Source organism: Candidatus Mycobacterium wuenschmannii (genome assembly GCF_030252325.1).
Classification (GTDB): Bacteria; Actinomycetota; Actinomycetes; order Mycobacteriales; family Mycobacteriaceae; genus Mycobacterium; species Mycobacterium wuenschmannii.
Genome location: NZ_CP126981.1, coordinates 246,699 through 267,397 on the forward strand (window position 1 = coordinate 246,699; position 20,699 = coordinate 267,397).

Here is a 20,699-nt window from a genome sequence, read left to right on the forward strand (position 1 = left end):
AAGATGAACGAATGCGGATTGGAATTCTCACCGGTGGCGGTGACTGTCCTGGACTGAATGCCGTCATTCGGGCGGTGGTGCGCACCTGCGATTCCCGGTACGGGTCGTCGGTGGTCGGCTTTCAGGACGGGTGGCGCGGGCTATTGGAGAACCGCCGCATCCAGTTGGCCAACGACGACCGTAACGACCGCCTGCTGGCCAAGGGCGGCACGATGCTCGGGACCGCACGCGTCAATCCGGACAAGCTGCGGGCCGGTCTGGACCAGGTCAAGCAGACCCTCGACGACAACGGCATCGACGTCCTCATCCCGATCGGCGGGGAGGGCACCTTGACCGCAGCGCACTGGCTCTCGGAGGAGAACGTGCCCGTCGTCGGTGTGCCCAAGACCATCGACAACGACATCGACTGCACCGACGTGACTTTCGGCCACGACACCGCGCTGGGTGTGGCCACCGACGCGATCGACCGGTTGCACAGCACGGCCGAATCGCATCAGCGGGTGATGCTGGTCGAGGTGATGGGCCGGCATGCCGGCTGGATCGCGTTGAATGCCGGCCTGGCCTCCGGTGCGCACATGACGCTGATTCCCGAGCAGCCGTTCGATATCGACGAGGTGTGCCGACTGGTCAAGCGACGCTTTCAGCGTGGCGATTCGCATTTCATCTGCGTCGTCGCCGAGGGTGCCAAGCCCGCCGAGGGCTCGATGAAATTGGCTCAGGGCGGCACCGACGAGTTCGGTCACGAGCGGTTCACCGGCGTCGCCGCGCAGTTAGCCGTCGAGGTGGAGAAGCGGATCAACAAGGACGTCCGGGTGACCGTGCTCGGCCACGTGCAGCGCGGCGGCATCCCCACCGCCTACGACCGCGTGCTGGCGACCCGGTTCGGCGTCAACGCCGCGGACGCCGCGCATGCCGGCGAATACGGACAGATGGTGTCGCTGCGGGGCCAGGACATCGGCCGGGTCCCGCTCGCCGATGCAGTACGTCAGCTCAAGCTGGTGCCGCAGAGTCGCTACGACGACGCGGCCGCCTTTTTTGGCTGACAGCTAGCCGTAACGTTACGGCTAGCGGTAACATCTTGATTCGTGATCAAACCCCTGACCTGCGGCGGGTGCGGTGTCAGCTTCCGGGGCCGCTCCGACGCGGTCTACTGCTCCTCTGCGTGCCGACAGAAAGCCCATCGCAGTAGGACCGCTCGGCGGATCGCGGGTATGTCCGAGCAGCACGCCTCGCGTACGCACGGGCGTCGCAGGACGACCAGACCTAACGTGGCTGTCACCATCGAGCGGGCCCGCAATGAACAGCGTCGGGCACAAGAGCTCTGTCGCGACGCGGTCGATATGCAGCGTCGGGCCATGGCGGCACGGTGGCTCGCGGGCCAGCGACCCGTAGTACCGGTGGTCAGCGCGACTGCTTCACCGCCGTGGTCGGGCTGGGCTGACATCGCACGTGGTGTCGGGGTGGATTCGTAGTGGCTGAGTTGGACGGTCGCGCGGTGGAGGTCGGCGAGGCATTCGCCGGTGCACCGCAGCGGGTCGGCACATTCCGCTTCTATTTCGAGGACGAGCGCTGGGAGTGGTCGGAGCAGGTGCAGCGCATGCACGGATACACGCCGGGCAGTGTCACGCCGACGACCGAGCTGGTCCTCAAACACAAACATCCCGATGATCGTCGTCAGGTCAAAAAGACCATCGACCAGATGATGCGCAACCGCCAAGCGTTCAGCACGCGGCACCGCATCGTCGACACCGTCGGCGATGTTCACCAGGTCGTCGTCGTCGGTGATCAGCTCACCGACGACAAGGGTGTGGTCGTCGGCACTCACGGCTACTACGTCGACATCACGCCAACATCGGACCGAGTTCGCGAGGAGCAGATCACCGCGCGGGTCGCCGAGATCACCGAGCACCGGGCCATCATCGAGCAGGCCAAGGGCATGCTGATGCTGGTGTATGGCCTCGACGAGAACGCGGCATTTGACCTGCTCAGATGGCGCTCGCAATCGAGCAACATCAAGCTGCGACGGCTGGCGGAAATCATCGTCGACAACTTCCGCGAGATCCGCGACGAGGCCATCAGCACGCGGGCGGCGTTCGATCACGCGCTGCTGACCGGCGAGGGAACGGCGTCCTCGGCGGCCAATTAGAATCGTCCCCATGACTTCAGCAGCCATGGCGAGTGCGGAGCTGCTCGACTACGACGACGTGATCGCGCGCTACGACCCGGTCATGGGCATGGAAGTGCACGTTGAGCTGTCCACCGCCACCAAGATGTTCTGCGGCTGCGCCAACGAGTTCGGCGCCGAGCCCAACACCCACGTCTGTCCGGTATGCCTCGGGCTCCCCGGTTCGCTGCCCGTCCTCAACGAGGCCGCCGTCGAGTCGGCCATCCGGATCGGGTTGGCTCTCAACTGCGACATCGCGCCGTGGGGCCGGTTTGCCCGGAAGAACTACTTCTATCCCGACCAGCCGAAGAACTACCAGATCTCGCAGTACGACGAGCCGATTGCCGTCAACGGCTACCTCGACGTGCTGCTCGACGACGGCAGCACCTGGCGGATCGAGATCGAGCGCGCCCACATGGAGGAGGACACCGGCAAGCTGACCCACCTGGGTAGTGATACCGGACGGATCGCAGGCGCCACCACGTCGCTGGCCGATTTCAACCGGGCGGGTGTGCCTCTGATCGAGATCGTCACCAAACCGATCGAGGACACCGGTGCACGGGCGCCCGAGATCGCCCGCGCCTACGTCACCGCATTGCGAGACCTGTTGCGCGGCTTAGACGTTTCCGACGTCCGCATGGATCAGGGCTCGATGCGCTGCGACTCCAACGTGTCGCTGCGCCCGATCGGTACGACCGAGTACGGGACCCGCAGCGAGACCAAGAACGTCAACTCGCTCAAGAGCGTCGAGATCGCCGTGCGCTACGAGATGCGCCGTCAGGCCGCCGTTTTGGACTCCGGAGACCGAGTCATCCAGGAGACCAGGCACTTTCACGAAGATGGCTTCACCAGCTCCGGTCGTACCAAGGAAACGGCCGAAGACTACCGCTACTTTCCCGAGCCAGACCTGGAACCGGTTGCGCCCAGTGACGAACTCGTCGAGCGGCTGCGGGGGACTATCCCCGAGCTGCCGTGGTTGCGCCGCAAGCGAATTCAGCAGGACTGGGGCATCTCTGACGAGGTGATGCGCGACCTGGTCAATGCCGGCGCCCTGGACTTGGTGATCGCCACCGTCGACCAGGGCGCGTCCAGCGAGTCGGCGCGGGCGTTGTGGGGCAATTTCCTGGTGCAGAAGGCCAATGAGGCCGGCGTCGAACTCGACGAACTGCCGATCAGCCCTGCACAAGTCGCCGCGGTCGTGGCGCTGGTGGACGAGGGCAAGCTGAGTAACAAGCTGGCCCGCCAGGTCATCGAGGGCGTGTTGGCCGGCGAGGGCGAACCCGCCGAGGTGATGACGGCTCGCGGCTTGGCCGTGGTGCGCGACGATTCGCTGATCCAAGCGGCGGTCGACGAGGCGCTGGCTGCGAATCCCGATGTGGCCGAAAAGATTCGCGGTGGCAAGGTGCAGGCCGCCGGCGCGATCGTCGGCGCGGTGATGAAGGCCACCAAGGGCCAGGCCGACGCCGCGCGGGTGCGCGAGTTGGTGCTCGCCGCCTGCAGCTAGTTGAACATCCCTGCGAGGTCGTTGAACAGCGCGGCCAGCGGCTGACCCACACCGTCCCAGCCGACCGCCATGGCTATCGCCTGGTCCTGCATGAACAGCGATGCGATGGGGCCGACCAGCGAATTCGGTACGTCTAGTGTGGCGCACACGATGCTGCAGTCGCCCAGATGGTCGGCGATGCCGATGCCGTCGATGAGCGAGCCGGCGGGGCTGAGCAATCCACCCAGGTCCAGCTGGAATGCGTCGACGTCCAGGCCCGACGGGGCGCTGATGCCGAAGGTCGTGAGCAGTGTGCTCAGGTCGATTTCTCCGTAGCCGTTGAGGAACGCGTTGGTGACATTGGCCGGCATGTCGAGCAGCTCGTTGAACGCGGTGGTGTAGTCGGGCGTCGCGCCGCTGAGCGCCGCGGTGATTGCCGTGATGTCGTCGTTCAACTGGATGATCGGTCCCACGGTGGTGCCGAAACTGCCCCACAGGATTCCGCTCAGGGGTGATCCCGAGAACTCGAGGTACGGCTGGATTTGGGCGGCCTCGTCGCTACCAACCAGCAGCGGCAATATGTCGAAATGTTCTTCCGTGCACAGCGGGCAGATGCCGATCGTGTAAGGAATTCCGTTGGAGAGGATGTTGATCAGGCCATCCTTTCCCGGCAAGTCGAAGTCGGCGACGTCGAGGCCGAGGACTTGGAGGCCGATCGTGCTCGGCGTCGAGTCGACCGAGGTATAGATGTACGGCTCCGGGTCCGTCGGCGCGAACACCGTCGTCGCCGCCGCGTAGGCCGAGTTCAGGTCGTCGCCGAAGTTTCGGCTGCCCTCGAAGTAGGCGGGGATGTTCGCGGCGAACTGCTGCAGGTCCGCGAAAGCGGCAGGGGAGAAGTGGTCGTAGATGTCCGTCGAGTTGGCGAGCGCGGTCTGCAGCACCTGATCCCATGAGACGTCGACGAGTTGCACGTCACGGCTCTGCGGGATGGGTACGTCGGCGACGGGTGCGACAGCCGGCGCAACGATCGCGCCAGCGGCGACCAGGGTGAGAGTGAATCCTGCGGTGGTCGAGGGGCGAGCGGTGATGTTCATTTCTCTCCTGCGTCGGCCCCCCTGAAGGCAGCTAGATATTAGCTGAGATTCCGCTGAGGTTTGGATAAACGCAGAAGTTGGCCGCACTAGCAGCTAGGTCGCGGGCGTGACATCGCTGCCAGACCCCTTCACCGACGCCTTGGCGCGCTTCTCGGGCCGCACTGCCTTGCGGCCCCGCACATAACCGGTCGGTGAGACCGCCGCCGCGAGGAGCGCGGTTTCACCGCCGACGAAGGGATGGAAACCGACGCCGGCGCCGCCGCGGCCCTTGACCGGGATGTCCGCGACTTCGGTTACCTTCCAACCCTTTTCGGAGATCGACAGGATGGCTTCGCCGTTCTCACACGTCAGGGGCAGCGCCGCGATCACCTCGTCGCCGTCGGCCGCCAACTTGACGCCGGCGACGCCGTTGCCCGCCGCGCCCTGCGGATTGACCGCCCCGGGATCGATGCGCAACACCTTGCCCCGTCGTGTCACCAAGGCCAGATGCGATCCGGGTGCAAGCACTCCGGACCGCACCAGCCCCGTGATGTCCGGGGCAACCGGAATGTCCCGGATCTTGAAGGGCAGACCACTGCCGGTGGTGAATTTGATCCGCCCGTCGCTCCACACCGCCCAACCCAGCCCCGCAGTCAGCAGCTCGCCATGGCTGTCGGAGAACACGCCACGGTCGTCGAGTCGCCACGCGGCGTTGGACTTTCGCTCGCGCGGCCCGTCTTCATCGGCACTGGACGCGGTGGGGGTGGCCTCGAAATCCAACACGGTGCGGCGATCGAACTCGGGACCCCTGAACAGCTTTGCGGTCTCCACGAGCTCGTCGTCGATCACCTTTCGACGCGCATCGGGGTTGGACACCAACTCGGTCAGCGCGGCGAACTCGGCGTCCAGTTTCTCCGCCTCGGCCTGCAGCTCGATCACGTCGAGCTTGGTCAACCGCCGAAGCTGCAGCGCCAGAACGTAATCCGCCTGCACGGCGTCAATTGCGAACCGCTCCTGCAGTCCCTGGCGGGCCTCATCGACGGTCTCGGATGCGCGAATCACCGCTACCGCGGCGTCGATGTCCAGGTGAATGGTCATCAGGCCGGCCACCAGGTGGCGCCGCGCGGTGACCTTCTCCAGGCGATACTCGCTGCGGCGCAACACCGCTGAGTCGCGCAGGTGCAGGAACGCCGAGATCAGTTCCCGCACCGACCACCAGCGCGGCACCCGGTCCTCATCGAGGGCGACCAGGCTGGCGGCGAAAGTCGACTCCAGCGGCGTCAGGGCAAGCAACTGTTCGCGGATCTGCTCGGCGTCGTGACCGCGTTTGGCGGTGACCACGATCCGCAGCCCGTTGCGGCGGTCGGTGAGATCCGACATGTCGGCGACGCCGGACAGCTCGCCCGACTCGACCAGTGCCCGGATCCGTTCCTGCACAGTGTTACTCGCGACACCCGGCGGCAGCTCGGTGATGACTACGTTCTTGCCGTCGACCGATATTGTGCCGCGCACCGTGAATGCACCGCGGCCGGTGGTGAGGTAGTCCCGCAGTCCGGCCGTGCCGACCACCGCGGCGCCGCAGCCCCAGTCGGGGCCGGGAATCAGCTTCGCCAACCGGTCGTCGGTCATGTTCGGGGTCTTCAACAGCGCCCGACAGGCCGCCATCACCTCACGCGGGTTGTGCGCCGGCACCTTGGTGGCCCACCCCTCGGCGATGCCGACCGCGCCGTTGCACAGCAGCACCGGCCAGCGCGCCGGCAGCACCGTCGGTTCGGTCCATTCCCCGTCGAAGGTCTGCACCATCGGAACGGCGTGATCGTCGAGTTCGGCTGTCAACGCCGCACCCGGTGCCGACAGCCGCATCTCGGTGTAGCGGTCAGCGGCGGGGATGTCGCCCTGGATGCGAGGGAAAGCACCTTGTCCGTCAATGACTTTCACGCGCTGGAAGTCGGCGGCCATGAGTGCCGCCGCCCCGTACATCGACGCGCCGCCGTGCGGGTGCAGGTTGCCGGTGACCGCCGAGCAGACCTTCGAGGACTTCTGCGGCTTGTTCCCGGGCAGCAGCCGGGAGTCGTGCATCTGGTACAGCAGCCGACGCTGGCCCGGCTTGAGTCCGTCGAACGCCGACGGGATCGCGCGGTCGCTGACGCTGTAGAGCGCGAAGGTCAGCTGGTAGTGGTTCCAGTAGTCATCGGCGCTCTGGTCCAGGACCAGGTCCGGATTCTGCTCGATCAGGGCGGTCACGGCGTTCTCCTAGTCGAGGTCGAGAGCAGAGGTGTCGACGCGCGCTGCGACGTCGGCCATCCACGAGCGGCGGCCCTCCGGCGGCCCGCCGAACAGGGTGTGGTGCAGGTTCGCGTCGGTGTCGTCCAGATGCACACGAATCACCGTGCGGCGCTGGGGATCCAGCACGGTGTTCCAGAAATCGTCGGCGTCCATCTCACCGAGTCCTTTGTTCCGCTGGACCTCGACTTTGCGTTTCGAGGTGGCGCGCAGCTTGGCCACGGCGGCGTCGCGCTCGGACTCGTCCTGACAGTAGATCCGGTCCTGGCCGTCCTTGACCACGAACAGCGGGGGAAGCGTCACGTAGACCATTCCGGCCTTGACGAGCGGGCGGTAGAAGTCCAGGAACATCGAGATCAGGCTCGAGTTGATGTTGCCGCCGTCGGGGTCGGCGTCGGACGCGAACAGGATCCGGTCGTAGCGGCACGACTCCGGGTCGCAGTTGTCGCGGACCCCGCAGCCCAGAATGCGTTCGATCGAGTCGAACTCGTCCTTGACCCGCGCCTTGCTCAGCGTGAACCCATACGTGTTGGGCGGCTTGCCTTTCAGCGGGAAGGCCGCCTGGAAGGTGGCGTCGCGGGCGGCCTTGATAGTGCCCAGTGCCGAGTCGCCCTCGCACAGGAACAGCTCGGCACCGGAGCCGCGCCCGGTCTCCCGGCTGGGCAGCAGCTTCGGCGGCAGGGAGAGGTTCGTACCCAAGCCCTTGGCTTTCGACGCCGCCCGGGACCGGGCCTTGGCGCCCTCGGCGCTGCGCCGCGCCCTGGCCGCCTCCAGCGCCAGCTTGGTCCACAGCGACACCATGTCGGCGTTGCCGGGGTTGGCGGCCCAGATGGTGACGCTGCGCGCTACCTCCGGAGCCATCGCCACGTTCAGCGACCGCGATGACACCGCCGTCTTGGCTTGGGAATCCCAGGCCACATCGGGTGCTCGAGTGTCCACGGCGAGGGCGGTCACTGCGGCGAAATCCTGTGCCTCCGGGCCGTCTTCGCCTTTGGCCAGGCCTAGGTCGCGGATGCGGGATGCGCGGTCGGCCAGCGCTTCGGACAATCCCTTCACCGCCGCGTTCAGGTGGGATCCGCCGCCGGGGGTGCGCACGGTGTTGCAGAACGCGGCGACGGTGGCCGGTTCGGCCGGGCCGGCGGTCAACGACCAGCGGAACGGGGTCGGTCCGCGGCCGGTGGTGTACTCACCGCGGCCCTCCACCACGGCGCGCACACCCGGCGGGGGAGTGCCGGCCGCGGCGCACATCAGGTCCAGCAGGGTGTCGGTGCCCCACGGTCCGCTGAACGACTCCAGCAACTCGGGCCGGACCTCGTCGCCGGGCCAGCCCTCGTCGTCGACGATCAGATGCACACCGGGGGACATCCGCGCCGCGGCGTGCGCCCGCAGCAAGACTTCGTTGATGTCGATGGTCGAGTCCGGCACGACGGTCGCATCGAACAAGATGCGGACCGTGGTCCCGTGGGCATCCGGTTTGCGATTACCTACGCCGCGCAGCTTCTGGGTGTCGGCTCGGGTGAACTCGGCATCCGGGTCGAAGTCCTTGCCGTCGAACGCTCCTGGGTAGCCGCGGCCGAAGCACTGCAGGTAGGTTTTTCCGGCCCGCCGCACCGTCACGTCGGCGCGGGCGGAAATGAAAATGGCTGCGGCGGCACCGATTCCGTTCAAGCCGGCACCGGTGCTCGTCGCGTCGACGTGTGCGGAGAACTTGCCACCCGCCCGTGCGGTGCCCAGGGTCTTGACGATGCCGTTCTTCCCGTTCACCGAGTCGGTGTCAACGGGCAGGCCGCGGCCGTCGTCGGCGACGCTGACCGAGCCGTCGGCGTGCAGCGTGATCGTGACGGTGGATCCACCGTGGTCCGGATCGGCGACCTCCTCGATCGCGTTGTCCACCAGTTCGCGCAGCGCGGTGTTCAGCACGTCCAGCCCGAGGTTCACCGCCGGCCGCAGGCGGGTGTGCTGGACATCGTCGAGTTCGGTGATGTCGGCGGCGGTGTAGCTCACTGCTCGTCGCCTTCCTCTAGGCCGGTTGCCGGTGAATTCACGGCGTTCTACCGTCGATTTACTGCGCAAGCGCTCGGGTTTCGCAGAAATCCTAAACGCCGTGGCGGACATCTTCACGGAGCCGCGACGGTGACGTCTCCCACGGATCGCGCCAACCGCCGACGGTATCGCGGACGCACGACGCCAAAACGTATGACCTCGATGAGCTGTATCGGGTCCTAATCTGCATCGATGACACCGGCTATTGACGGTCGAGCGATCGCGGTCATACGCTTCGAGTCAATATGTCGGCTTGAGCCTTACCGCGGGGTGCTGGCAGAGAGACGGGTTTACCGATGAACGTAAGTAGTGCCGCTCCCAATGTCTTCGAGGCCGGGCTTCCGAACCTCACCTACGGGCTGGATGCCACTCCCCAGGACATCCTCGACGACGTCCGATCGGTGCAGGCGCGCTCGCCGATCGCTATCGGCCCGCTCGGACCGGAAATCCTGGCTTACGATTTGGCTCGTGACTTTCTGCGCGACAACAGGTTTCGGCTACCGCCGGGGATTACGCTTGCGGCGCAAGGCATCACCTCAGGTCCGTTGTTCGACAAGTTGGCGAACAGCCTCTTAGGCCTCAACGGCCCACCGCACGTCCGATTGCGCAAGCTAGTTTCGAAGGCGTTCACGCCTCGTGCGACGTCGCGGCTCCAGGACACCATCCACGAGGTGGTGAACGGGCTGATCGATCGGGTGATGGACGCCGGACGGTGCGACGTCGTGACTGATATTGCCCGTCCATACCCCACCCCCATCATCTGCGCGCTGCTCGGCGCCCCCCGCGAGGACTGGGAGCTGTTCGCGGACTGGACCGAAGACATCTTCAAGGCCCTCAACTTTCAGCCAGATGCCACCTTCGACGAGTCCGCGGTCATGCGGGCCTGGGGTGAACTCGACGCGTACGTCGACGGCATGGTCGCCGCACGCCGACACAATTTGACCGATGATCTGCTCTCGGAGCTCATCCGCGTGGAAAGCGAGGGCGACCGGCTGGATCTCGACGAACTGCGCATGCTGGCGTCCGGATTCCTGATGGCTGGAACAGATACGACGCGCAACCAGTTGGCGGCGTCGGTCCAGGTGATGTGTGAGCATCCAGACCAATGGGAGACGTTGCGCGACCATCCAGAACTTGCCATGCAGGCAGTCGAGGAGACCATGCGCCACTCGCCCGCGGCGTGCATCGTGCCGCGCGCCGCGGTAGGAGACGTTGAATTCGCCGGCTACCTGTTCCCGGCGGGAACCTTCGTACTTGCCAACACCCTTGCGGCCAACCGTGATCCGGCAATCTACGACGAGGCCGATCGCTTCGACATCACGCGCAACGACGTTCCCGCGATCTTGACGTTCGGCGGTGGCGCGCACTACTGCCTGGGGGCGAATCTCGCCCGGCGGGAACTGGCAGAGGCACTCATCGTCCTCACCCGTCGCCTGCCCGCGCCCCACCGCATCGGTCCGGCACCGTGGAAATCCCTGCTGGGAATGACCGGTCCGACGACCCTTCCGATCGGGTTTACGAGCGATCGGCGCGTGACGGCGGATGCGTAGTCGAGGCTGGGCGGGTTCGACGCCCTCGTCGGATGAGGAAGCCATTGCGCGCATCCTGACCGCAGTAGACCAAGAGGTTGCCGAGCACGGGGCGGCGCTACGTCTTGCCGACGTCGCCCGCAGGCTCGGAGTCACACGCCAAACCGTCTATCGCTACTTCCCGAATGCCGACGCGCTGCTCATCGCCAGCGCGATGCGCGCGGTCAACGGCTTCATCGACCAGGCCGCGGAACACGTTCGCGGCCTGAATGATCCGGTTGCCGCCGTTGTCGAATGTGTGTCGTTCGGGATCGAAAACCTTACCGGCGACCCACAATTGGAAGGCTTGCTCAATCGCTCGGACGAGGGTCCCGCCGTCTCCCTAACCTCCGACACCGCGGTCAGCTTCTGCTTGTCAGTTTTCGACCGCCTCGATGTCGATTGGAAGTTGCACGGTTTCGACAGCGCCGCCCTCCGTGAAATTGCCGAGATGACGTTGCGCACGGTGCAGTCCCTGCTGACCGATCCTGGGGAAACGCCACGCACGGGAGCTTCGCTACGACGCTTCGTTGCCACATGGCTGGGCCCAGCGATCCTCTATCCGCGCATGGCCTCGCTGGCGATCTACCAACATGACGCGACGTTGGAATCCGCTCGCACCCGCCAAATGCGTTGATGCGAGCTAGATCTGCCAATCGTTGGAGCCGTCGTGCCGTGCGTAGGTACCGCCGCCGGAGTTGGTGACCACGATGGGATCGCCGGCGTTGAAGTTGTCGAAGAACCATCGCGCGTTCGCCGGACTGATGTTGATGCAGCCGTGGCTGACGTCGCGCTTACCCTGGTCGTCCACCGACCACGGCGCGCTGTGCACGTAGTCGCCGCTGTCGTCGAAGCGAACGGCCAGCTCGACCGTGGTCTTGTAGCCGTAGGTCGAAGAGACCGGGACCCCGTACGTCGAGGAGTCCATCACCACCGATGGCTTCTTTTCTTGGACGTAATAGGTGCCGTTGGGGGTTTGGTGCCCACCGGCCGCCATCCCCATCGACATCGGAATCGTCTTCTCCACAACGCCATTGCGGGTGACGACCAACTGATGCGAGGGGTCGTCGGCCGTGGCGATCAACGTGTCGCCGGTCTGGAAGCTGGACACAGCACCAGCGGCGTCGACGGTCACCGCGGTGTGGGCTGGCCAGAAGGCCAGCGGACGCCACCGCAGCTGCGTGGGAGTCATCCAGTAGAACTTGCCGTCCACGGGCGGTTCGGAGGTGATGTGGACGGAGTTTTCGGCGAAACTGGAGCCGTCCGGGAAGTTGATGATGATCGGTTGACCCACACCCACGGTCGAGCCGTTGCCAGGAAAGATCCGCGTGGGGTTGGGCGGCGGAGCCGGGTCTGGCCCGGGATCGCCGGGCGGCGGGTCCGCCCACGCGAGTCCGGTTCCTGGTAACAGCGCCGCGCTCGACGCCAGGATCGACGCCAACGCCGCAGTCTTCACAGCGGCGAAGAGGCTTCCCCAGCCGGACATACATCCCCTCCGATTACTTCGTTCGAGTGGTTCGCCGCGCACCCGTGTGCCGGATGCGTGCGACGACGAACGCTCCTAGTGACCGGCGCGCGCCAGATCGACAGGGCCACCGTTGTGGGCCAGGTCGACGACGTATTGGTTCACGAACGTCCCGGCAGGCGGGTCGCCTTTGTCGCACGATCCGTCGGACTCGCCGGGACGCTTGATCCACAGGAACGCGTCGACATGTCCGTTGCCGGTCGCTGTCGTCGGAACCGCGCCCAGCGCCCGACCGCTGGGGTTGCACCAGTCGAGCTTGGACGCCGGCGCCGGGCCCACGCCGTTGCGCGAGGTGTCGATGACGTAGTGCGCACCATTGAGATGCGCCGAAATCGCGTCGCCGTAACCGATTTCGCTGTCGGTGGTGTAGAAGTTGGCGACGTTGAGGCTGAATCCGCGCGCGTGGCCGACACCGGCTTTGTTGAGTCGGTCGGCCATGTCCTCGGGGCTGTGCCAGAAGATGTGGCCGGCGTCGACGTACACACCCGTCGCTGGATTGCGCGAGAGTGAGTCGACGGCGTAGCGGATCAGGTCATAGCGCTCCTGGCGCTGATCCCCGGACAGGCAGTCGGCCATCGCGAGGGCGTCGGGCTCGACGACCACGGCAGCGCGCGAAGCGCCGATCTGGCCCGCAATGCCGTCAATCCATCCGCGGTAGGCGTCACCCGATCCCATGCCGCCGGCGGCGAAGCTGCCGCAGTCGCGGTGGGGGATGCCGTAGATCGTGAACACCGGTAGCGCCCCGGCAGCAGCCGCGTCACCGGTGTACTTCGCCACGGTCGACGCCGAGGAGCCCGGGACCAGCCAGTACGCCTGCGGTGTGTTGGCGACGGCGGTCAACTCCGGACTAGGCGGATTGGCTTTCTGCGCAGCGCGCATGGCCGCCGAGTTGGGGTTGACGTAAAAAGGCATGCCCGCCAGCGGGTTGGCATCGTCCACCAGGCGCACCCCGGGTGCGGGGCCGGCCTGGGTGGGATTCGCGACGAGGAACAAGCCGGCGATGAGGGGGAGGACGGTAGCGACTAACCGGGCGACGGTAGAGAACATCACACCTGAGAAATTAGCGTCTTCGGCCAGCGCACGCGACTTGCCCCCTTGTTACCCGCAGCGAGGACAGACCTGTGCTCGCAATCTGTCCGTGCTCGCGATATCGACAAATCGAAGCTGGTTGAATGACTCAGCGCGACCACGAGGCGGTTGCTGAGCACCCGCACAGCAGTGACCTACACTTACACATCGACCAGAAGATGTATCGGCAGTGTCCAACCCTGGGGATGGTCCTGGAATGCGATTGACGATGTTGATCGAGCACGATGACGCGAGGGTCCGCGATGAGTGACGTGGTGCAGACGCCGTCGGGCATCCCGCTGGACGCGGTTTACGGGCCGGGGGATCGAGGTCCCGAACCGGCACCCGGCGAGTACCCGTTCACCCGCGGCAACTTCGCCTCCGGCTATCGCGGCAAGACCTGGACGTTCCGCCAGTACTCGGGCTTCGGCACCGCCGAGGAGTCCAACGAGCGGTATAAGTATCTCCTGGGTCAGGGCAGCACGGGACTCTCCGTCGCGCTCGACCTGCCGACGCAGTGCGGCTACGACTCCGACGACCCGGAATACGGCGAAGAGGTCGGCCGCGTCGGCGTCGCCGTCGACACCCTCGCCGACGCCGAGTTGCTGTTCGACGGCATCCCGCTGGACAAGATCAGCACCAGCTTCACCATCAACGGCACTGCCGCGATCCTGCTGGCGTTCTACGTCGCCGCCGCGGAGAAGAAGGGCGTGCCTCGGGAAAAGCTCACGGGCACAATCCAAAACGACATCCTCAAGGAATACGCGTCGCGCGGCACGTGGATCTGGCCGCCGGAGCCCTCGCTGCGGCTGATCGCGGACACCATAGAGTTCTGCGCCGCCGAAGTGCCCAAGTTCAACGCGATTTCCGTTGCGGGCGCGCACTTTCGGGACGCGGGCGCCAACGCCGTACAGGAGATGGCCTTCACCCTGGCCGACGGTGTCACTTACTGCGACACCGTCGTCGAACGCGGCCGGATGACCATCGACAAGTTCGCGCCGCAGATCTCGTTCTTCTTCTACACCCACGGCGACTTCTTCGAGGAGATCGCGAAGTACCGGGCGGGCCGACGCCGCTGGGCAACCATCGTGCGCGAACGCTACGGCGCCACAACGGATAAGGCATCGATGTTCCGCTTCGGCTGCGTCGCGGGCGGCGCGTCGCTGTATGCGCCGCAGGCGCAGAACAACCTGGTCCGTGTCGCCTACGAATCGCTGGCCGCGGTGCTCGGCGGCGTCCAGTCGATGTTCACCGCCGCGTGGGACGAGCCGTTCGCGCTGCCGAGTGAGGAGTCCGCCACGCTGGCGCTGCGCACCCAGCAGATCCTGGCCTACGAGACCGGGGTGACCAAGGTGGCCGACCCGCTGGGCGGCTCCTACTTCGTCGAGGCGCTGACCGACGCCACCGAGGCCAAGATCATCGAGATCATGGATGACCTCGAAAAGCACGGCGGCATGGTGCGTTCCATCGAGGACGGTTACCTGCAGGGGCTGATTGCCGACGAAGCCTTCAAGATCCACCAGGAGGTCGAATCGGGCGAACGTCCCGTCGTCGGCGTCAACAAGTTCGTCACCGACGAACCGTCGCCCGACATCGACACCTACGAGCTGAACGCCGAGGGTCGCGATCTGCAGCTGCGGCGGCTGGCGAAAGTCAAAGCCGAGCGCGACGCGGTCGCCGTCAAGGAAACACTGGCCGCGCTCTCACGTGCGGCCGAGGGGACCGAGAACCTGATGCCACGACTCATCGACTGCGCCAACGCGTATTGCTCTGTCGGAGAACTGGTTACAGCGCTCAAAGCGGTCTGGGGCGAGTTCCAGCAGCCGGTGGTGTTCTGATGGCGGCCCGCGTGCTGGTGGCGAAGCCCGGTCTGGACGGGCACGACCGCGGCGCGAAGATCGTGGCGCGCACCCTGCGTGACGCCGGGTTCGAGGTCATCTACACCGGCATCCGGCAGCGCATCGAGGACATCGTGTCGATCGCGCTGCAAGAGGACGTCAAACTCGTCGGGCTGTCGATCCTGTCGGGTGCGCACCTGGCCCTGACAACCCGAACTGTCGACGCGCTGCGCGCCGCGGACGCCAGCGATATCGCGGTGGTCGTCGGCGGCACCATCCCGCAGGCGGATGTGCAGAAGTTGTTGGATGCCGGTGCCGCAGCGGTCTTTCCGACGGGCACGTCGCTGGAGACGCTGGTTCGCGATGTCAAGGCGCTGACCGAAGCCGGGGCAGAGGACTGATGCCCGGCCCGCTCGCCGGAATTCGGGTGCTCGAGATCGGCCACATGCTGGCCGGGCCCTACGCCACGATGATGCTGGCCGACTTGGGGGCCGAGATCATCAAGATCGAGCCGCCGGGTGGCGACATCTCCCGGCAGGTCGGGGATTCGTATTTCGCCAGCCTCAATCGCGGCAAGCGCAGCATCTGCGTGGATCTGACGTCCGAAGCCGGCCAGCGCGAACTCGGTGAACTCGTCTCCGAATCCCATGCGCTGCTGGCGAATTTGAAGCCGTCGGCGATTCAACGCTACGGCCTCAACTACGACGCGCTGCGGGTATGGAACGACCGGATCGTCTGCGTGGCCCTGACCGGTTTCGGTCTGGACGCGGGCGACGACCCGGCGTTCGACTACGTGATCCAGGCGACGACGGGTATCGCCGCGCTGACGGGCGATCCGCTCGGCCCGCCGACCCTGCCGGGATACTCCGCCGCCGACAACTCCGCCGGAATCACCGCCGCGCTGGGACTCTTGGCCCAGATCGTGTCCGGCCGCGGAGGACAGGTCGAGGTCTCGCTTCGCGACGTGATGCTCTCCCAGCTGAACTACCGCGCGTCCGCCTATCTCAACGACGGCGCCGAGCCGCGTCGGCTGCCGATGGGTGCGCACTCGTATTATGTTCCCGCTCAGCTCTTTTCCACTGCGGACGGCTATCTCGCGCTGTTCATCACTCACGACAAGTTCTGGAAGCTGTTCGCCGCGGAGGCCGGCATCGTTGGGCCCGAGACGATGCGGGAGCGGTCCGCACAACGCGACGAGGTTCTCGCGCTGGTGAACGCCGCGCTGGCCACCGACACCGCCGTGAACTGGGAAGCGCGGCTGCGTCGCCTCGGTGTGCCCGTCGCGGCCGTCCGGACGTTGCCCGAGGCGCTCGCCGCCAACCCGGAAGTGGTCGTCGACGCAGGCGCATTTCGGCTGATCCGCAGCCCCATTCAGGTTGACGGGTACGAACCCGAATACGGCGCACCACCCCTACTCGGTGAGCATGGCAAAGCCAGTCTCTGAGCTCATTCAGGCGTCGTTGGACGGCTCCGCCCGGGCGACGGGGCGCCTGCTGAGCCTGATCGAAGGCGACCGCCGCGACGAGGTGCTGGCGGCCCTGAGCGCTGACACCGCCCCCATTCGGGTGGTCGGAATCACCGGACCGCCGGGCGCGGGAAAGTCGACGACGATCGCGGTGCTGGTCACCGCCTACCGCGAACGCGGCCTGCGTGTCGCCGTGCTCGCGGTGGACCCGTCGTCGCCCTACAGCGGTGGCGCCATCCTCGGTGACCGTATCCGGATGGCCGCCCACATCAACGATGCCGACGTGTTCATCCGCTCGATCGCCACCCGGGGTCACCTGGGCGGTCTGGCCGCGGCGGTACCGGCGGCGATCCGGCTGCTCGCAGCGCTGTCCTACGACCTGGTCGTGCTCGAAACGGTCGGTGTCGGTCAGTCGGAGATCGAGATCGCGGCCGTCGCCGACCCCACCGTCGTCATCCTCAATCCCGGTGCGGGCGACGCGGTGCAAGCCGCGAAGGCGGGCCTGCTCGAAGTCGCCGACATCGTGGTCGTCAACAAGGCCGACCGCGACGGCGCGAAGCAGACCGCCCGCGATCTGCGGGCCGAGACGTCGGCGCCGGTCCTCACACTTGTCGCCGCCCGTTCCGAGGGCGTCACCGAGTTGATCGACGCGATCGAAGCCCATCACCGCGCCGACACGCCGGCCCGCAGGGCGTCGCGCGCCCGGGCGCAGATCCTGTCGCTTGCGCAGACCCGCCTGCACCGCCATCCCGAACTCGTCGAACTGGCCGCCGCCGTCGCCGACGGTCGCTGCGATCCCTACACCGCCGCCGGCCGGCTACTGATCGAGTCGGCCACCGACAAACCCGGCTAGCTCACTTCGGCCGGCTGCGGTTCATCACCCGGTCCGCTGCGGCCCAGTGCTCGTCGGAGACCCACAATGCGGCGAATGCGGCGATGGCATCGCGCGCCGGCACGCCGCCGACGACTCGCTTGATCTCGCCGGCGGGCTTGTTGGCCAGCGACCGCGCCAGTGACCGCCACTCAGTGTCGAAGGTCGCCCTCGGCAGCACCCGGTCGATCAGCCCGAGCCGTTCGGCCTCCGGCGCGGTGAGAATGGTGCCGCTGCCGGCGAGCATCAGCGCGCGGCCGCGGCCGACGAGGGTTGCGAGCCGTTCGGCGCCGCCCCAGGCCGGCATGATCTCGAGCGAGACCTGGTTGAACCCGATCTTGATGTCGTCGGCGGCAACTCGGATGTCGGCGGCGACGGCGACCTCCGCGCCACCTCCGAGGGCGTGGCCGTTCAGTGCGGCGACCACCGGGGCGGGGAACTCGGCCAGCTGGTCGCAGATTGACCGCATCCGCGACGCCATCGCGGCCGCCTGCTCGACCGTGCGCAACGCGCTGAGCTCTTTGAGGTCTCCGCCCGAGACGAACGCCTTCTCGCCCTCACCCCGAATGACCAGGCATTGCGCGCCCTCGGCGCCAGTGATGGCCTGCTCGAGTTGGTCCATGGTCTGCGGTGCGATGGCATTGCGCGCGTTCGGGCGGTTGATGGTGATGACGGCCAGCCCGTCGTCGAGTTCGAGCTCAACCATTTGTGTCCTTCGCGCCGACGTTGCCGAAGAGACATTCATATCAGATTTCACATGTGATACCCGCAGGCCAGCTACCGTTGGTTTCATGCCTGGTGTTTCCGACATTTCCGGGACCGTGCGCGAGCGCGCCGTGCGGGAACTGCGCGACCGCATCCTGACCGGGGCCCTGCCCGCGGGCGCGCGCATTGACCTGGACGCCATAACCACCGAGTTCGCCACGAGTCGCACACCGGTGCGCGAGGCGCTACTGGAACTGTCGTTCGAAGGCCTCGTCCAGGTGGCGCCGCGCAGCGGCATCACGGTCATCGGCATCAGCTCACGGGACGTGGTCGACAGCTTCACGATTCTGGGCGTCCTCACCGGGCAGGCCGCCGCGTGGGCGGCCGAGCGCATCAACGACGAGGAACTCGCTGCGCTCCGCGAATTGGCCGGCGAGGTCGCGGCGCGGTCGGGTGCCGACAGCATCGGCGAAGCCAACTGGCGCTTCCATCAGGAGATCCACCGCGCGGCTCATTCGCGACGACTGCTCGCCCAACTCACCCAGGCCGCCCGCGTGGTCCCGACCAACTTCCTGACCCTGTTTCCCGAGCACGAGAAGCATTCGCTCGACGAGCACGACGAACTGATCGAGGCGATTTCCGAGCACGATGCGGAGCGGGCCCGCTCGGTGGCCGAACGGCACGTCCTCGAGGCCGGCCGGTCGCTGGCTTCGTGGCTCGATCAGCGCTGATTCGCGCGCTCGCTAGCGAATCCTGCGGTCCTGCAACGTTATTGCTGCGTTCAACTAGTTGCGGGTGATCAGGATGACGCCGGTGATGAGAACCAAGCCACCGATCACGCGGGTGGGGGTAAGGGGGTGCGCCGGCACTCCTAACCATCCGTAGTGATCGATGACCAACGAGGCGATCAGGTTGGCGCTGACGGTGAGCGCGGCGTAGGTGCCGACACCGATCGCGCCGATGAAGAGCAGGCCGCAGACCACGGCGAGGGCTCCGACGATGCCGCCCAGCGGAGCCCACCAGGGCATCCCGGCGACGCCGGCGACAGATGGCAGCGGTCGGACGAACACCGCCGCGACGACGAGGAATATCGGCACGATCAGCCCGAAGGACACCAGGGTGGCCAGCCATGGGTTCACCAGTGATACCCGGAGGGCGTTGTTCATGGCGCCACCCATTGCCTGTAGCGCACCGCCCGCCACGATCAGCGGAAACAGCCATAACGCGCTGGTCGATGTCATCGAAGCTCCTCTGGGTTGAGTCGTTTTCCGAATGAGGGCACTACAGATCAGGTCCCGATGAGTTCGACCGAGGCCCAGAGCGCGAGGACGGCGGCGGCCAAAGCGGTGGGGGTTGCCAGTGCGCCGATTGCGGTGAACTCGCCGACCGTGGTGTGGTGGCCGTGCTGGCGCAGGACGCGTCGCCACAGCATGGTCGCCAGCGACCCGGTGTAGGTGAGGTTGGGCCCGATGTTGACCCCGATCAGGACGGCCAGGACGACGGCGGGCCCGGCGGCAGCGACCAACGGAATCAGCATCAGCACGGCGGGCAGATTGTTGACCACGTTGGCCGCGATCGCCGCAACGACGGCGATCGCGAGTAGCTCTGCCAGCCCGCCGGGATGCGGAAGCCAGGCGCGCAAGTGCTCACCGAGCCCGTTATCGATCAGTGCGCGAACCACCACACCCAGTGCGAGCACGAAGAGCAGAAACGGGATGTCGACGGCGCGCGCGATCGTTGCGATGCGGGCTTTCCGGGACACCAGTGAGCGCACCGACAACGCCAGTGCCCCCGCTGCGGCGGCCCACGCGGGACTGAGGCCTGCCGCTTCGGTGACGACGAATCCGATCAACGTTGCCGCCACCGCGACCAGGGCCGCCACGGGGAGAGCCGGCGGGGCGGCCCGGTCGGATGACGGAGCGACTTCGGGTGTGGTCAGATCTACCGAAAAGAATCGCCGTATGACAAGGAACTCCGCGAATATCGCTGCCAGCCAAGGTAATCCCATCAGGCCCGCGAAGTGTACGAAGCTCAGGCCACTGGCCTGGAGTGCGAGCAGGTTGGTGAGATTGGAGACCGGCAAGAGCAGAGAGGCGCTGTTGGAGAGGTGACCGCATGCGTAAAGATGCGGGCGGGCATTGACTTTCAGCCGTGCAGCGGTGGCCGATACCACTGGCGTCAGCAGCATGACGGTCGCATCGAGGCTGAAGACCACCGTGACCACCGAGGCGACTGCAAACACTGCGACAAGCAATCGCCGCGAGTTACCACCCGAGGCACGGGCCATCCACACGCCGCACCATTCGAACAAACCCTCCACGGCGCAGAGCTGTGACAACACCAGCACGGCGGCCAGAAACCCGACGACCGGTGCCAGCTGGGCGATTTCGTTGCGTGCGTCGGTCGGCGAGACCGCGTCGACTCCGACCACAATGACTGCCGCCGGAACCGCGACCACGGCTTCAGGCCATCCGAACGGGCGAACTATCGCCGAGACCAACACCACCAGAAGCAGTGCAGCAGAAATCGACTCTGCGACAAACGCATTCACATGGCTTCACCTTCTCCGGGTCTGGTGATAGCCGAGCGCCGATCAGGCACGATCGCCAGATA

The 20,699-nt window shown here is 66.3% G+C and carries 18 protein-coding genes; 10 read left to right on the top strand and 8 right to left on the bottom strand.

Annotation, left to right across the window (positions count from 1 at the left end):
* Window positions 1-11 precede the first annotated feature (11 nt).
* The 3 genes from PT015_RS01275 to gatB all read left to right on the top strand — a co-directional run bounded on the left by PT015_RS01275 (window position 12) and on the right by gatB (window position 3,668).
* Complete coding sequence (locus PT015_RS01275) at window positions 12-1,043, top strand: ATP-dependent 6-phosphofructokinase (protein ID WP_285188252.1); 1,032 nt, start codon at window positions 12-14, stop codon at window positions 1,041-1,043.
* A gap of 428 nt (window positions 1,044-1,471) precedes the next feature.
* Window positions 1,472-2,146: a PAS and ANTAR domain-containing protein gene (locus PT015_RS01280; RefSeq protein WP_285188253.1), complete on the top strand. Its 675-nt coding sequence runs from the start codon at window positions 1,472-1,474 to the stop codon at window positions 2,144-2,146.
* A gap of 10 nt (window positions 2,147-2,156) precedes the next feature.
* Entirely contained in the window at window positions 2,157-3,668 is a 1,512-nt protein-coding gene (gatB, locus tag PT015_RS01285) for an Asp-tRNA(Asn)/Glu-tRNA(Gln) amidotransferase subunit GatB (RefSeq protein WP_285188254.1), read from the top strand.
* Here gatB and PT015_RS01290 read toward each other — a convergent pair.
* From PT015_RS01290 to PT015_RS01300, 3 genes are all read right to left on the bottom strand, one after another.
* Window positions 3,665-4,741 carry a hypothetical protein gene (locus PT015_RS01290; RefSeq protein ID WP_285188255.1) on the bottom strand — a complete coding sequence of 359 codons (1,077 nt, stop codon included), beginning with the start codon at window positions 4,739-4,741 and terminating at the stop codon, window positions 3,665-3,667. The two genes, gatB and PT015_RS01290, sit on opposite strands and share 4 nt — an antisense overlap.
* Window positions 4,742-4,834: 93 nt before the next feature.
* Window positions 4,835-6,964, bottom strand: coding sequence for a DNA gyrase subunit A (locus tag PT015_RS01295; RefSeq protein WP_285188256.1), 2,130 nt, complete (start codon window positions 6,962-6,964; stop codon window positions 4,835-4,837).
* 9 nt (window positions 6,965-6,973) lie between these two features.
* Window positions 6,974-9,007 (bottom strand): toprim domain-containing protein, encoded by a 2,034-nt coding sequence (locus PT015_RS01300; RefSeq protein ID WP_285188257.1) that lies wholly within the window; start codon window positions 9,005-9,007, stop codon window positions 6,974-6,976.
* 335 nt (window positions 9,008-9,342) lie between these two features.
* On the opposite strand from PT015_RS01300, the gene PT015_RS01305 reads away from it, so the two are divergent.
* Together PT015_RS01305 and PT015_RS01310 are read left to right on the top strand one after the other, a co-directional pair.
* On the top strand, window positions 9,343-10,596 hold the full coding sequence (locus PT015_RS01305) for a cytochrome P450 (RefSeq protein ID WP_285188258.1): 1,254 nt from the start codon (window positions 9,343-9,345) through the stop codon (window positions 10,594-10,596).
* The gene (locus tag PT015_RS01310; protein ID WP_285188260.1) at window positions 10,589-11,251 is read left to right on the top strand and encodes a TetR/AcrR family transcriptional regulator; all 663 of its coding nucleotides are present in this window, start codon (window positions 10,589-10,591) and stop codon (window positions 11,249-11,251) included. Before PT015_RS01305 ends, PT015_RS01310 begins: the two co-directional genes overlap by 8 nt.
* A gap of 6 nt (window positions 11,252-11,257) precedes the next feature.
* Here PT015_RS01310 and PT015_RS01315 read toward each other — a convergent pair whose 3' ends face one another.
* Window positions 11,258-12,100, bottom strand: coding sequence for a L,D-transpeptidase (locus PT015_RS01315; protein ID WP_285188261.1), 843 nt, complete (start codon window positions 12,098-12,100; stop codon window positions 11,258-11,260).
* Window positions 12,101-12,175: 75 nt separating this feature from the next.
* Complete coding sequence (locus PT015_RS01320; protein ID WP_285190863.1) at window positions 12,176-13,186, bottom strand: glycoside hydrolase family 6 protein; 1,011 nt, start codon at window positions 13,184-13,186, stop codon at window positions 12,176-12,178.
* A gap of 284 nt (window positions 13,187-13,470) precedes the next feature.
* Here PT015_RS01320 and PT015_RS01325 point away from each other — a divergent pair, with 284 nt between their 5' ends.
* From PT015_RS01325 to meaB, 4 genes are read left to right on the top strand one after another with little or no spacing between them, the layout of a single operon-like run.
* The gene (locus PT015_RS01325) at window positions 13,471-15,045 is read left to right on the top strand and encodes a methylmalonyl-CoA mutase family protein (protein WP_285188262.1); all 1,575 of its coding nucleotides are present in this window, start codon (window positions 13,471-13,473) and stop codon (window positions 15,043-15,045) included.
* Window positions 15,045-15,446: a cobalamin B12-binding domain-containing protein gene (locus PT015_RS01330; RefSeq protein ID WP_285188264.1), complete on the top strand. Its 402-nt coding sequence runs from the start codon at window positions 15,045-15,047 to the stop codon at window positions 15,444-15,446. Before PT015_RS01325 ends, PT015_RS01330 begins: the two co-directional genes overlap by 1 nt.
* Entirely contained in the window at window positions 15,446-16,489 is a 1,044-nt protein-coding gene (locus PT015_RS01335) for a CaiB/BaiF CoA transferase family protein (RefSeq protein ID WP_285188265.1), read from the top strand. Before PT015_RS01330 ends, PT015_RS01335 begins: the two co-directional genes overlap by 1 nt.
* The gene (gene meaB / locus PT015_RS01340) at window positions 16,470-17,363 is read left to right on the top strand and encodes a methylmalonyl Co-A mutase-associated GTPase MeaB (RefSeq protein WP_285188267.1); all 894 of its coding nucleotides are present in this window, start codon (window positions 16,470-16,472) and stop codon (window positions 17,361-17,363) included. The genes PT015_RS01335 and meaB overlap by 20 nt, the downstream gene beginning before the upstream one ends.
* A 1-nt stretch (window position 17,364) precedes the next feature.
* Here the strand turns inward: meaB and PT015_RS01345 are convergent, their stop codons facing one another.
* On the bottom strand, window positions 17,365-18,087 hold the full coding sequence (locus PT015_RS01345) for an enoyl-CoA hydratase/isomerase family protein (RefSeq protein WP_285188268.1): 723 nt from the start codon (window positions 18,085-18,087) through the stop codon (window positions 17,365-17,367).
* 85 nt (window positions 18,088-18,172) lie between these two features.
* Between PT015_RS01345 and PT015_RS01350 the strand changes: the two genes are divergently transcribed.
* Window positions 18,173-18,817, top strand: coding sequence for a GntR family transcriptional regulator (locus tag PT015_RS01350; RefSeq protein WP_285188269.1), 645 nt, complete (start codon window positions 18,173-18,175; stop codon window positions 18,815-18,817).
* Window positions 18,818-18,871: 54 nt separating this feature from the next.
* On the opposite strand, the gene PT015_RS01355 is transcribed toward PT015_RS01350, so the two are convergent.
* A complete protein-coding gene (locus tag PT015_RS01355; RefSeq protein ID WP_285188271.1) occupies window positions 18,872-19,327 on the bottom strand; it encodes a DMT family transporter in 456 nt (151 codons plus the stop codon).
* 47 nt (window positions 19,328-19,374) lie between these two features.
* Window positions 19,375-20,637, bottom strand: a complete 1,263-nt coding sequence (locus PT015_RS01360) for an SLC13 family permease (protein ID WP_285188273.1) — start codon at window positions 20,635-20,637, stop codon at window positions 19,375-19,377.
* Window positions 20,638-20,699 lie beyond the last annotated feature (62 nt).